Annotated in this window: 13 protein-coding genes and 1 pseudogene; 7 read left to right on the top strand and 7 right to left on the bottom strand. The window is 73.0% G+C overall.

Translation table 11 applies throughout. The annotated features are described in order from the left end of the window. Positions 1–15: 15 nt before the first annotated feature. Positions 16–996 carry an N-acetylglucosamine kinase gene (locus tag IF78_RS0130720; protein ID WP_031481651.1) on the top strand — a complete coding sequence of 327 codons (981 nt, stop codon included), beginning with the start codon at positions 16–18 and terminating at the stop codon, positions 994–996. A gap of 119 nt (positions 997–1,115) precedes the next feature. After that, a complete protein-coding gene (locus IF78_RS0130715) occupies positions 1,116–2,039 on the top strand; it encodes a sirohydrochlorin chelatase (RefSeq protein ID WP_107050045.1) in 924 nt (307 codons plus the stop codon). 77 nt (positions 2,040–2,116) lie between these two features. Here the strand turns inward: IF78_RS0130715 and IF78_RS0130710 are convergent, their stop codons facing one another. Both IF78_RS0130710 and IF78_RS0130695 read right to left on the bottom strand, forming a co-directional pair. After that, complete coding sequence (locus tag IF78_RS0130710) at positions 2,117–3,169, bottom strand: lactonase family protein (RefSeq protein WP_031481647.1); 1,053 nt, start codon at positions 3,167–3,169, stop codon at positions 2,117–2,119. 945 nt (positions 3,170–4,114) lie between these two features. Then, positions 4,115–5,611 (bottom strand): FUSC family protein, encoded by a 1,497-nt coding sequence (locus tag IF78_RS0130695; protein WP_031481645.1) that lies wholly within the window; start codon positions 5,609–5,611, stop codon positions 4,115–4,117. 198 nt (positions 5,612–5,809) lie between these two features. Between IF78_RS0130695 and IF78_RS0130690 the strand changes: the two genes are divergently transcribed. From IF78_RS0130690 to IF78_RS0130670, 4 genes and pseudogenes are all read left to right on the top strand, one after another. After that, positions 5,810–6,289 carry an Lrp/AsnC family transcriptional regulator gene (locus tag IF78_RS0130690; RefSeq protein ID WP_031481643.1) on the top strand — a complete coding sequence of 160 codons (480 nt, stop codon included), beginning with the start codon at positions 5,810–5,812 and terminating at the stop codon, positions 6,287–6,289. A 19-nt stretch (positions 6,290–6,308) separates the two neighbouring features. Further along, positions 6,309–6,995: an HAD family hydrolase gene (locus IF78_RS0130685; RefSeq protein ID WP_031481641.1), complete on the top strand. Its 687-nt coding sequence runs from the start codon at positions 6,309–6,311 to the stop codon at positions 6,993–6,995. A 12-nt stretch (positions 6,996–7,007) separates the two neighbouring features. Continuing rightward, positions 7,008–7,282, top strand: a pseudogene (locus IF78_RS46670) (beta-L-arabinofuranosidase domain-containing protein); the annotation flags it as partial. Positions 7,283–7,432: 150 nt separating this feature from the next. Further along, the gene (locus IF78_RS0130670; RefSeq protein WP_031481639.1) at positions 7,433–7,885 is read left to right on the top strand and encodes an SRPBCC family protein; all 453 of its coding nucleotides are present in this window, start codon (positions 7,433–7,435) and stop codon (positions 7,883–7,885) included. Positions 7,886–7,930: 45 nt separating this feature from the next. Here IF78_RS0130670 and IF78_RS0130665 read toward each other — a convergent pair whose 3' ends face one another. Continuing rightward, entirely contained in the window at positions 7,931–8,716 is a 786-nt protein-coding gene (locus IF78_RS0130665) for a LysR family substrate-binding domain-containing protein (RefSeq protein WP_078662650.1), read from the bottom strand. A 58-nt stretch (positions 8,717–8,774) separates the two neighbouring features. Between IF78_RS0130665 and IF78_RS0130660 the strand changes: the two genes are divergently transcribed. Next, complete coding sequence (locus IF78_RS0130660; protein ID WP_031481635.1) at positions 8,775–9,167, top strand: DUF5997 family protein; 393 nt, start codon at positions 8,775–8,777, stop codon at positions 9,165–9,167. A gap of 58 nt (positions 9,168–9,225) precedes the next feature. Here IF78_RS0130660 and IF78_RS0130655 read toward each other — a convergent pair whose 3' ends face one another. The 4 genes from IF78_RS0130655 to paaC all read right to left on the bottom strand — a co-directional run bounded on the left by IF78_RS0130655 (position 9,226) and on the right by paaC (position 12,837). Beyond that, entirely contained in the window at positions 9,226–10,179 is a 954-nt protein-coding gene (locus tag IF78_RS0130655; protein ID WP_031481633.1) for a Dyp-type peroxidase, read from the bottom strand. 208 nt (positions 10,180–10,387) lie between these two features. Further along, the gene (gene paaE, locus IF78_RS0130650; protein ID WP_031481631.1) at positions 10,388–11,503 is read right to left on the bottom strand and encodes a 1,2-phenylacetyl-CoA epoxidase subunit PaaE; all 1,116 of its coding nucleotides are present in this window, start codon (positions 11,501–11,503) and stop codon (positions 10,388–10,390) included. Continuing rightward, on the bottom strand, positions 11,504–12,016 hold the full coding sequence (gene paaD, locus IF78_RS0130645; protein WP_031481629.1) for a 1,2-phenylacetyl-CoA epoxidase subunit PaaD: 513 nt from the start codon (positions 12,014–12,016) through the stop codon (positions 11,504–11,506). It abuts the gene before it with no gap. Further along, positions 12,010–12,837, bottom strand: a complete 828-nt coding sequence (paaC, locus tag IF78_RS0130640) for a 1,2-phenylacetyl-CoA epoxidase subunit PaaC (protein WP_031481627.1) — start codon at positions 12,835–12,837, stop codon at positions 12,010–12,012. Before paaC ends, paaD begins: the two co-directional genes overlap by 7 nt. Positions 12,838–12,842: the final 5 nt, after the last annotated feature.

Below are 12,842 nucleotides of genomic sequence, written 5' to 3'. Positions count from 1 at the left end.
CCACTCCACCCCGACATCCGCGGGGTCACCCCCGGTTTCCTCGCCGTCGACTCCGGAGGCTCGGGCCTGCGCGTGGTCGTCGGGACCGTCGGCCGGGGTGCGACGGCCCGACGGGAGTCCAGCGATCCGGTACGCACCGGGGACCGGGGTATCGACCCCGGGCACCTGATGGAGCAACTGGTACCCATGGTGCGGTCGATGACCGCCGAGGCCGGTGCCGATCGGCTGGGAACGGCCGTGATCGGCGCCGCCGGGCTCGCCACGCTGGGTGATGCCCTGCGCGCCGAACTGCCGGCCGCGCTGGCGCGGGAGTTCGGCATCGGGCGGGTCGCTCTCGTCGCCGACGCCGTCACCGCCTATGCCGGAGCCCTCGGGTCCCGGCCGGGTGCCGTCGTCGCCGCCGGTACGGGGCTGATCGCGACGGGCACGGATCTGACGCGCTGGCGCCGTGCCGACGGCTGGGGGCATCTGCTCGGCGACTGCGGCAGCGGTGCCTGGATCGGGCGGGCGGGGCTGGAGGCGGCGCTGCGCGCGAACGACGGGCGGGCAGGCGGGTCGATCGGGCTGCTGGCCCGCGCCGAGGAGCTGTTCGGCCCGGTGCAGGGCCTGCCCGGCAAGCTGTATCCGCGCCCGGACCGGCCCGCCGTCCTCGCCTCCTTCGCGCCCCATGTGGCCGCCTGCGCCGACGTCGATCCGGTCGCCGCGGAGATCCTGCGCGCCGCCGCCCGGCACATGGCCGAGTCCGCGGCAGCCGTGTGCCCCGGCGCCGGGGAACCCCAAGTCGCACTCACCGGCGGCCTGTTCAAGATGGGCGACCCTCTGGTCGTGCCTCTGGAAGAGGAGTTGTCGAAGCGGCTGCCGCACGCACGGCGGGTGCCGGCCGCCGGGGATCCGCTGCTGGGGTCGGTGCGGATCGCGACCGATCTGGCGAGGGGCGCGCTCACCCTGCCGAGTGACGAGCGGCTGTTCTCCGTGGTGACCGGAAAGGGGGACTGATCCCCCAGGCCGTTCGGTTCCGCACCGCAGGTAACTCAATCAGACAAAAGCGGACGGATGCCGCTCACCTGCACCCTCCCCGAACAGGGGAGCCCAGGAAGCCAGTAACATGCCTCGCCATGAGCTCCCCCACTGGGCCCGCGTCCGGCCTGCCAGTACGAATGCCGCGACCTCGTCAGCCCGGGCGGCACCGCCGACCCGAGCCCCTGGCGGCTCCCGAGGGCGCGCCCGCGCTCGTTCTCGCGGTGCCGGGCACGCCGAGCGCCGCCACCCGCGGCCTCGCCGAGGAGGTCGTGAGCATCGCCCGCTCCGAGCTCCCCGGTCTCGACGCCCGGATCGGGTACGTCGACGGTGATGACGTGGAGTTCCCCACGCTCCAGTCGGTGCTCGTGCACGCGGCCGACGAGCGCACCGCCCGCTATGAGCAGGCGCTCGCCGCAGGGGTGGAGGCCAAGCAGCCCGAGGGCCCCGTCGCCGTCGTCGTGCCGCTGCTGGCCGGTCCGGACAACGCGCTGCTGCGCGTCATCCGCCAGGCCGTGATGGACAGCCGGGTGGCGGCGGACCTGACCGATGTGCTGGGCCCGCACCCGCTGCTCGCGGAGGCGCTGCACGTACGTCTCTCGGAGGCCGGTCTGGCCCGCGCCGACCGTGCCCGCCTGTTCACGGTGGCCACCGCAGCGGACGGCATCATCCTGGCCTCCGTCGGCGGCGAGGAGGCCGTGCAGGCCGCCGGGATCACCGGCATGCTGCTCGCCGCGCGCCTGGCCGTTCCGGTGATGGCGGCGGCCCTGGACCAGGACGGCTCGATCGCGGCCGTGGCCGAGCAGCTGCGGTCCTCGGGCTCGCAGCAGCTGGCGCTGGCGCCGTACCTGATAGGGCCGGAGATCGACCCGAGCCTGGTCGCGGAGGCCGCGCAGGAGGCGGGCTGCTCCGCCGCCGAGGCGCTCGGCCCGTACCCGGCGATCGGCAAGCTCGCCCTGTCGAAGTACACGACGGCGCTGGGCATCGCCCCGCAGCAGCCGCAGGGCACGCCGGTTCGCTGACGCGGACGCGCAGGCTCAGCCTCAGTCGTCACGCCGAAGGCCCGCTCCGCACCTGGGAGCGGGCCTTCGGCGTACGGTCATTCGCCGGCCGTCTCCGGTCCGATGACCACGCAGGACGCCGCGGGTGCCTCGATCGAGCCCTCGTAGCGCGGCAGTCCCGTGTCCGGGTCCAGGGCGAACCAGGACACGTCGCCGGAGCGCTCGTTCGCGACGTACAGGAACCCTCCCGCCTCGGTGATGGCGCGCGGCCAGTGCCCGGCGCAGGTGACCGTCCCGGTCAGCCTCAGTTCGTCACCCTCGACGCAGAAGGTGGACAGCACGTCCTCGCCGCGTGTCGCGGTCCACACGAAGCGGCCGTCGGGCGAGGCGACGATCGCCGAGGGATAGGCGTCGCCGGCCGGGGTGCCCGGCAGGACCGGCGACTCGACCAGGGGCTTGAGCGTCCCGTCGTCGGCGTCCCAGTGGCAGACGGTGACGCTGGGGGTGAGCTCGTTGAGGACGTAGGCGTACCTGCCGTGCGGATGGAAGGCCAGGTGGCGGGGGCCGGAGCCCGGCCGAAGGGCGATCTCGCGGTACAGGTCGAGCGTGCCCCCGGCCAGGGCGCACACCCGCACGGAGTCGGTGCCGAGGTCGACGCTGACGGCCCAGCGGCCGCTGGGGTCGGGCTGGACCTGGTGGGCGTGCGGGCCCTGCTGGCGGGGCGTGTGCGGGCCTGAGCCGGCGTGCCGGAGGACGGCGGACGGGGCGTCCGCGAGGCTGCCGTCGGCGCGGAGGGGGACGGCACTGACGCTGCCGGACCCGTAGTTGGCGGTCAGGACGTGGCCGGCGAACAGGCTGAGGTGCACGGGCCCACTGCCGCCCACAGGCACCGGCGGTCCGAGCGGCTTCGGTGTCTCCCCGGTCACGCGATAGGCGGCCACCGCGCCCTCGGCCGTCTCGCTGACGGCGTAGAGCGTGTCGCCCTCGGGCGAGAGGGCCAGGTACGCGGGGTCGGGCAGGTCGTCGACGCCGCTCAGTACGGTCAGCGCGCCGCTGCCCCCGTTCACGGCGGCCGTGGTGATGCCCTGGCCACCGGCCGCCGTGAACGACCCGATGTAGGCCCGTCCTCCCCGTCTGCCGATGTCTGCCACCGCTGTCCCCTTTCCGGTCGGGTGCCGTCCGGGGCGACGGTAGCAGTGGATCAGCATCGGTCTAGACCAAGAGGCCCGTGCCGCAGGGGGAGTTCCGTACGGCACACCCCACCGGGCTCACCCGCGGGCCGCTCCCGCGCGGCTCGCGGGTCGCAGGACGTCCACTGGCGCGGAGTTACCCGGCGGGGCGCCTGATCCACCCTCGTGGGGCCGATAAAGCAACATGTCCATATAGGGGGTGGGCCAGGAGAGGCGGTCGCCTCAGGGGTGTGGGCGAGGCGAGCGCTTCGTCGGCGACGCCTTGGTCCTCTGCGACCGGGCGGCTTCACCAACCGTCGACGACCGTGAGCGTCTCGTCGAGCGGAGCCCGGCGCGTGCCGACGTGGTCCACAGCGGCGTCCTCGAACCCGATCGGCATCCCGCAGAAGAGTAGGAACTCCTCCGGGGGTGACAGGACCTCGCCGACGCCTCGCCGCACAGCCCTCCCGGCGCAGACCCCACACAGGCCCTCCCCCGCGCAGACCCCGCACCGCGCCCACGCGAACGGCGACCGTCGCGCGGGCGCGCCGGCATGCGGGCGCGTCTACGTCTGGACGTCCGGGGGATGGGCGAACCGGGTCAGCAGATCCATCAGCGCATGATCCCGGCCTTGTCCGACCCGGTCGCCGCCTCCAGATCCCGCTGCACCGTGGGCCCCTCGTTGACCAGCACGATCAGCACGGCGAAGTGCCGCAACTCGAGCCGAGCGGGCGGAGTGCCTCGCTCATCACCGCGGCCGCGCGCCAGTGCGCCCGGCGCGGCAAGAGGCCGAGCGCGAAAAGCGAGGCGTCGCCCGGCGGTCGGTGGCCCGTGAGGCGGTGGCGGGACTCGGGACGTCGGCGGTCATGCGGCGCCACCGTACCGTCGTCCACTCATTCGATACGGTCTCGGCTGAAACCGAATGCCCTACGGCTGCTGCGCCACGAGCCGTGAGGCGGACCGGGTGCGCAGAGGCTGGGCCAGTTCGGCCAGGGCCCGCTCCAGGCCGTGCAGGTGGGCCAGCGCCGGGTCCGACTCGGCCGGCCGCGCGGTGGGGGCGGTGACGTCCGTGCCGCCGGTGAGCGCCTCGACCGCGGCCTCCACTCGCCAGCACGCGGCGGCCAGGCGGGCGTCGTGCGAGGCCTCCGGGTCGGCGGCGACGGCGGCCAGGCCGCGGATCTCGCGGGCGCAGTCGTCGAGCAGGGCCAGCACACGACGGGCGCGCCGCTTGCGGGCCGGCATCGGGTTGAGCGGGTGCACCAGCGGGGCGACCGAGAGCCGTACCCGAGCCAGCAGCTGCTCCAGCTCGGCCACCCGCGAGGCCGGGTCGGCGGCCTCGTCGCCGGCGAGGCGTGCGGCGGCCTCGGCGGTGGCGGCGTGGACGCAGCGCAGGGCGCGCTGGATCCAGGCGTCGGTGATGGTGTGGGTGGTGACGGGCAGGACGAACAGCACGGCCAGCACTGCACCGACCGCCCCGACGCCGGTCTCCGCGAGCCGCAGCGCCAGCAGGGCGGGATCGAGGACGCCCAGGAGGCCGTAGAGAAGCTCGGCGAGCACCGTGACGCAGAGCATCATCCAGGTGTAGGAGACCGCGGCGGTGTAGAAGATGCCGAAGACACAGACGGCGAGGAGCGCGGCCGTCGGGACCACCGCCCCGTGCAGCGGCACGGCGACGAGCAGGCCGAGTCCGATGCCGATCACCGTACCGAGGACCCGGCGGAAGCCGCGGACCAGGGTCTCGCCGCGCGAGGTGGTGTTGACGAAGATCCACCAGGTGGCGCCGACGGCCCAGTACCAGCGCTCCCCGGACAGCAGCTGTCCCACGACGAGGGCGAAGCCCGCGCCGACGGTGGCCTGGATGGCCTGGCGCGTGGTCACCCGGGCCAGTCCGCTCCCGCCCGGCGGTGCGGGTACGGGCGCCGGGGGCGTACGGCGTTCGTAGCACCACAGCCCGAAGCGCACCGCGGACGCGGTGAGCAGGGACAGCAGGACGGCGGCGTACAGCTCGGGCAGCTGCCGCGGGGTCGCCCGGAGGAACTGCGCCACGAAGAAGGTCATGAACGCGAACACGCCGAGGCTGTGCCCGCGCGGCCCCCAGCGGCGGGCGTACACGCCGGCGCCGACCACGGCGAGGAAGGTGAGGTCCCGGGCGACCGGGTGGTCGTGCAGCTCGGCCGCCGCCGCGAGGACGGGGAGGCCGACGAGCGGCAGCAGCGCGGTGGTGACCGCCTGTCCGCGGACCGTGGCATCGGTGACGGTGAACAGGGCGAGCAGCGCCGCGAGACCGCCGGTGACGGCGCCGACGAGGGAATGTCCGGCGAACCCGCAGACGATCACCGCGAGCCCGACGCCGAGAACGGCCCGCGCGGCGAAGCGCAGCCGCGCCCGCCCCGGGTCCGGCGCCACGAACACCCTCTTCAGCACTGCTGACCGCCCCTTCCGCTTCGGCATGAAAAAGGCGCCGCGGAGGTCCGCAGCGCCATCGACCGCTCCATTGCAGCATCACCGAGGAGACTGGCTCAAGTGACCTCGCATAGGGTGGGCCATTGGCACAGACATTTCGGTCCTCGCCCGTCCACCAGCGAGCCAACGGACCATGCACGGAAGAAAGGTCCCGTCACCATGCCCGTGGACGAGCTCGACACCCGCATCCTGCGCCTGCTGCTGGAGCAGCCCCGCACCAGCGTGCGCGAGTACGCCCGCATCCTCGGCGTGGCCCGCGGCACGCTCCAGGCCAGGCTCGACCGGCTGGAGCGGGACGGCGTGGTCACCGGCACGGGGCCGGCCCTCTCCCCCGCCGCCCTCGGCCATCCGGTGCTGGCGTTCGTGCACATCGAGGTGACCCAGGGCCATCTCGACGACGTGGGCGACGCGCTCGCCGCCGTACCGGAGATCGTCGAGGCCTTCTCGATCACCGGTGGCGGGGATCTGCTGACCCGGGTGGTGGCTCGCGACAACGCCCACCTGGAGGACGTGATCCAGAAGCTGATCAGCCTGCCCGGCGTGGTCCGCACCCGCACCGAGGTGGCCCTGCGCGAGCGTGTCGCGCACCGGCTGCTGCCGCTGGTGGAGTCGATCGGGCGGGCGGCGGCCCGGAAATGACCTTTGACATGCTGGAGCCATGAGCGGACTCGGCGGCACTTCGGTCATCTTCGATCTCGACGGAACACTCGTGGACAGCGAGCCCCACTACTTCGAGGCCGGCCGCCAAGTCCTCGCCGAGCACGGGATCTCCGGCTTCACATGGGCGGATCACCAGCGGTACGTCGGCATCAGCACCCTGGAGACGGTCACGCTCTGGAAGCGTGAGTACGACCTGACCGCCACCGTCGAGGAGTTGCTCGCCGCCAAGAACCGCCGCTATCTCGAGCTCGCCCGCACCTCCACGCGCGCGTACCCGCGGATGCGCGAGTTCGTGGACCTGCTGGCGGCCGAGGGCGTCCCGATGGCCGTGGCCTCGGGCTCGTCACTGGAGGCCATCACCGCGGTCCTCGCCGGCACGGGCCTCGACGCACATCTGCGTACCGTCGTCTCGGCCGACGAGGTCGACCGCGGCAAGCCCGCCCCCGACGTGTTCCTGGAGGCGGCCCGCCGGCTGGGCGTCGCGCCCGGTGACTGCGTCGTCCTGGAGGACGCGGCCCCCGGCGCCGCCGCGGCGCACGCGGCGGGTATGCGGTGCATCGCGGTCCCGTACGTGGCGACTCAGGCGGATGCCGCGGAGTTCGCGACGGCCGGTCTGCTACTGCGGGGCGGACAGGGGGAGTTCACGGCGCGGGCGGCGTACGACTGGCTGTGCCGGACGAAGTAGGGCCCGACTCGCATCGGCGGGGGCAGCGCGTCCTTCGAGCTGAAGCCGCGGGTGCCGTCCTGGGTGGCCGACGGCTTCGAGGTGACCGTCAACGGCGCTGCGGTCAGCGGGACTCCGAGCGCCGGAAGCTGTTTCACCGTGTCCCGCACCTGGCGTGCGGCGACACCGTCCGCGTGACCCTCCCGTTCCGGCTCCGCATCGAGAAGACCCTCGACGACCCGTCCCTGCAGACCCTTTTCTACGGCCCGATCAATCTGGTCGGCCGCAACTCCGCGACGGACTACCTCGGTGGCCTTCGGCAACTCCGACTCCGTACGGCCGAGCAGGCCACGTACGCCCCCTGAGCCGCCGACCGGATCCCCGCACCGACGCGCGCCCGGCGTCCGGTGCGGGGATCCTGGAGTCAGCGGTCAGGATCCTGACAGGGCGGCGGCACGATGACGATCGACGTGACGGCGGAGCGGGTGGTCCCGGTTCCTCCCGAGCAGGTGGCCGAGTACGCCATGGACTGGCGCCATGACGCCGAGTGGACCCAGGGCATTCGTGCGGCCGAGCTGACCCGCGAGGCCGACGCGGGCGCGTTCGGGGTCGGTGCCGAGGTCACCAGGACCGCGTACTTCCTCGGCCGGCGCATCGACTACGTACTGCGCGTGGCGTCGTACGAATTCCCACGGCTGCTCGACATGGTGTCCGTGGCCGGTCCCATGCCGATGCACGTCACCTACTCCTTCGACCCGCACCCGGCCGGCACCCTCGCCCGCATCCGCGTCCGGGGCGGCCCCGGCGGCCTCCTGCGGCTGACGGCACCGCTCATGGCCCGCCAGGTCCGCGCCCACATCGGCAAGGATCTGCGCGATCTGGAGCGCAGGATCACGCACCGCACGCAGTGATCAGCGGCGGGACTCCCCGCCCACTCGCCGCCCACTTCCCGCCGATCAGGACCGGCGCCGTGGCTTCCCGCGCCGCGCGCCCTTCGCGCCCTTCGTACCTGTGGCGCCGCCCGCGCCGCCGCGGGGATTGCGGCCGGTTCCGGGTTGGTGGCGTGCGCTGCCGCCGGCGTCGGGGCGCTTGCGCTTCGGCTGGTCCTTGGGGGCCGGGGGCTGGGATGGCGCACGACCCCGGGTGCTGTTGATCGTGCGGCCGCGGACGACGCCGATGAAGTCCTCGACCTGGTCGGTGGTGGCGTCCTCGGGCCAGGACAGGGCGACGCTCGACTGGGGGGCGTCCACGAGGGTGCGGTAGGTGAGGTCCTTGCGGTGGTGGAGACGGGCCAGTGACTGGGGCACGACGAGCAGGCCGACGCCCGCCGCGACGAGTTCGACGGCGTCCGCGGTGGTCGCGGGGCGCTCGAAGGCGGGCTGCCCCGGGGGCCGCTCCCAGTCGAGGACGTCGTCGAGGGGGTGGAAGACGACCTCGTCGGTCAGATCCTCGGCGGTCACCTCGTCCACCGCGGCGATCACGTGGTCCTTCGGGACGACGACGACCGTGGTCTCGGTGTAGAGCGGGATCGCGCTGAGGACCGTGCGGTCGACCGGCAGGCGGACGAAGCCGGCGTCGGCGTCGCCCGCGCGGAGCATGTCCGGCGCCTCGGCGACGGTCACCGAGTGGAGGGTGAGGGGGACGTCGGGGAAGCGCTCCTCCCAGATCCGCACCCATTTAGAGGGGGTCACCCCCGGGACGTACGCGAGCCGGAACGAGGGGGATGCTTCCGAGCCTGTCACCTGGCCAGTTTACCGGCCGTGGTCGGCGGTCGGTCATCCGCTCGATACCCTTGACACCATGACGTCGCACCAAAGCACCCAGACCATGAAGCCCGCGACCGCGGCGAAGAAGCTGGGTGTGTACCTCGAAGCCACCCCCGCCGAGTTCCGGGAGGGTGTCGTCACGCGCGCGGAGCTCAACGCGCTGCAGACCGACCCGCCGGAGTGGCTGCGCGAACTGCGACGCGACGGACCGCACCCGCGCCCCGTCGTCGCGCAGAAGCTGGGCGTCTCCATCGCGGGGCTCGCCCGCGGCGGCGTCACCGAGCCGCTCACCACCGAGCAGATCGAGGCGCTGAAGCAGGAGCAGCCCGAGTGGCTGCAAAAGGAGCGCGCCACCCAGGCCGAGGTCCGCAAGGAGGCGGCCCGCCTCAAGGAGCGGGACGCGGAGCGGGCAGCACGGGAGGCCTGACGCCCGCCGTCGCCCGGTCGGGCGAGCCGCCCGTGCCGCCCGCCTGCCGCCGGACGGTTCAGTCGGTCACGGAGCGTTCCGGAATCGTCTCCAGGAAGGTCACCGAGGGGATGAAGAACAGGGTTCCGGTGACCGCCTGCGAGTAGTCCAGGATCGGGTCGGGGCCGGATTCCGGGCCGCCCAGGAACATCTTGCGGAGCATGCTCTCCGGGATCTCGGGCGTACGGGCGTAGGCGATGAAGTACGTGCCGAACTCGCCGTGCCCCGGCCTGCCGAACGGCATGGCGCCGCGCAGGATCTCCAGTTCCTCCCCGTCCGGGCCGGTGACCGTGTTCACGTCGATGTGGGAGCCGGGCATGTCGAGCTCGATGTTGGTCAGCTTGGAGCGGCCGATCACCTTCTCCTGCGCCTCGACCGCCAGGGCCTCCCAGGCGTCCACGTCGTGCAGGTACTTCTGGACGATCGCGTAACTGCCGCCGGTGAACGCGGGATCCTCCTCACCGACGATCGCCGCCTCGGCCGCCGCCTGGCCCACCGGGTTCTCCGTGCCGTCGACGAAGCCGAGCACGTTGCGCGAGTCGAAGTAGGCGAAGGCCTGGACCTCGTCCTGCACGGTGACCGCGTCGCGCAGCCGCTTCATGATCTCGGCGGCGAGGGCGAAGCACAGATCCGTGCGGGCGGCACGGATGTGGAACAGCAGGTCGCCGGGTGTGGCCACGGCGCGGTGCCGGTCCCCTTCCAACTCCTTGAAGGGACGCAGCTGCTGGGGGCGCGGCTCGCCGAAGAGCCGGTCCCACGCCGATGACCCGATTCCGGCTACGCAGCACAGTCCGCCGTCGGGACTCGGGAACCCCACGGCGCGTACGAGTCCCGCGAGCCCGGCGAGCAGCTCGCGCGCCTCGGGCTCGCCGCCGGGTTCGATCGTGACCACCAGGAAGACGGCAACGGGCGCCTGCGGACTGAGCACCGGCTGTGGCTGCGCTCCGGCCCACCGTATGGACGACGACGGCATGGTTCCCCTCTCACCCTCGAACCCCGCCACCTAACGATGCCCGGCCGAACCACGAACGATACCCGCCGAATTTCCGCACATATGACAAGTGTGATGTGTGAGGCCACCGACTCGAATCCCTGGTCATCCGCCATGCCCGCCGCCTCCCCTCCCCGGCGGGCCCGCCGGGGAAGGCTCCGTCGCGGCACGGCAGTTTGGGTGCGTGGTGTCAGCTGTCGTAGTCGACCGTCAACGCCTCGGACACCGGGTACGACTGACAGGTCAGCACATACCCCGCGTCCACCTCGGCCGCCTCCAGCGCGAAGTTGCGCCGCATGTCCGCCTTGCCGTCGGTGACCAGCGCCCGGCAGGTGCCGCAGACGCCGCCCTTGCAGGCGAACGGCAGGTCGGGGCGGGTGCGTTGGGCGCCGTCGAGGATGGTCCGCTCCCTCGGCAGGGCAGCCGTGGTGGAGCGGCCGTCGAGGGTGATGGTGACCTGGCTGACGGGCCCCTGCGGGCCGCCCTCCTCGTGGTGCACCTCCCGTACGGGCTCGTCGTCGGCGTAGAACAGCTCCTGGTGCACCCGCTCCGCCGGAACCCCGAGGCCCTCCAGCACCCGCTGCGCGTCCCGGACCATGCCGTGCGGGCCGCACAGCCACCAGTGGTCGGCGGTCGTCACGTCGACGAGCGCGTCGACGAGCGTCGCGAGCCGGTCGGCGTCGATGCGCCCGGACAGCACCTCGGCCTCGCGGGGCTCGCGGGACAGCACGTGGGCGAGCTGGAACCGGGCCGGGTAGAGGTCCTTCAGGTCCGCGAGCTCGTCGGCGAACATCACGGTGTCGGTGCGGCGGTTGCCGTAGAAGAGGGTGACCGTCGAGCGGGGGTCGGCGGCCAGGACGGACTCGGCGATGGACAACATGGGCGTGATGCCGGAGCCCGCCGCGATCAGCACATGGTGGCCGGGCGTGGTGAGGTCGGGCGTGAAGGCGCCGGTGGGGGCCATGACCTCGACGGTGTCGCCAGGGCGTACGTCGTTCACGAGCCAGGAGGAGAAGAGCCCGCCGGGCACGACCCGTACGCCGATGCGCGGGCTCGTCCCGGCCGGCGAGCAGATCGAGTACGACCGCCGCTCGTCCCGCCCCTCGACCTCGCGCCGCAGGGTCAGCGACTGACCGGGCTCGAAGGCGAACTCCTCGGCCAGCTCCGCCGGGATGTCGAAGCCGACGGCGACCGCGTCCGAGCACAGGGGCTGGATGGCGGCGACGGTCAGGATGTGGAAGGCCGGACGGCGGCGGGTGCGCGGGCGGGCCGCGGCGGCCGTCTCAGCTTCCCTCAGGCCTTCCATTCAGATCTCCTTGACGTACTCGAACGGCTCGCGGCAGGCGCGGCAACGCCACAGCGCCTTGCAGGACGTGGCGGCGAAGCGGGAGGTCTCCTCGGTGTCCGCCGAGCCACAGCGGGGGCAGGTCACCGCGTGCCGGGTGGGTGACAGCACCAGCGGGACGGGGCCGCCGCCGCGCGGTGCGGGTCCGGGCGAGGCGATGCCGTGCTCGGCGAGCTTGCGGCGGCCGGCCGGGGTGATCCAGTCGCTGGTCCACGGCGGGTCGAGCACGGTACGGATCTCCACGCGCGCGTACCCCGCCTCACGCAGCCGTGCCGCCACATCGGCGCGCATCTCGGCCATGGCCGGGCAGCCCGAGTAGGTCGGCGTCAGGCTTGCCACGACCGCCCCGTCCTCGGTCAGCTCGACGCCGCGCAGGACGCCGAGGTCGGCCAGGGTGAGCATGGGCAGCTCGGGGTCCGGCACCTGTTCGGCGATGTACCGGGCGCGCCGGGCGTCGAGCAGCGTGGTCACCATGTCGCCTCCGGGTGGGCGCGGGCCACGCCCTGCAACTCGGCGAGCAGGGGCGCGAGATGCTCGGTGTGCTCACCGTCGCGGCCGGATCCGGGCAGCGGCCGGTAGACCGGCATGGGCAGTCCGGCCGCCTCCGTGACCTGCTTCAGTACCGCGACGACCTCGTCCCGTACGTCGTATGCGGTGAACAACTCGCCCACGTACGGGGCGGCTTGTTCCAGGGCCTTGCGCATGCGGCGGTACGACTCGTCCGTGCCGTCGCCCAGGCGCACCGCCCACTCGGCTGCGTACTGCCGGTGGTAGCTCAGCTCCTTCACGCCCTTCGCGGCGATGGCCGCGAGCACCGGGTCGGGGTGCGACGCCAGCCGCTCGAAGTGGGCGAGACGCCAGCTGGACAGCACCAGCAGCCGCACGACGGTGAACGCGAAGTCCCCGCCCGGCAGTTCGGCCAGGCGTACGTTGCGGAAGTCGTCGGCGTCCCGGAAGTAGGCGTAGGCGTCCTCGTCGCGGCCGGTGCCGTCGACCTGGCCGGCGCGGGAGTACAGGAGGCGGGCCTGGCCGAGGAGGTCGAGACCGATGTTGGCCAGTGCCACCTCCTCCTCCAGCTCGGGGGCGCGGGTGATCCATTCGGCCAGGCGCTGGGCCGAGACCAGGGCGTCGTCGGCCAACGCGACGCACAGGGAGGCCAGTTCGGTGGCGTCGACGCCCTCCGGCACCGTGGTGTCGACGCCGTGCAGCGGGTCCTCGAAGCCGGTGCCGTAGGCCCAGCGGGTGTCGTCCTCGTGTCCCTCGGCGAGGGTCATGTAGACGTGGTCGTCGCTCATGCCCT

This window comes from Streptomyces bicolor (assembly GCF_000719285.1).
In the GTDB taxonomy this organism is placed as follows: domain Bacteria; phylum Actinomycetota; class Actinomycetes; order Streptomycetales; family Streptomycetaceae; genus Streptomyces; species Streptomyces bicolor.
The sequence above is the reverse complement of the archived record's forward strand: the minus strand, read 5'-3'. Positions and strand labels throughout refer to the sequence as shown.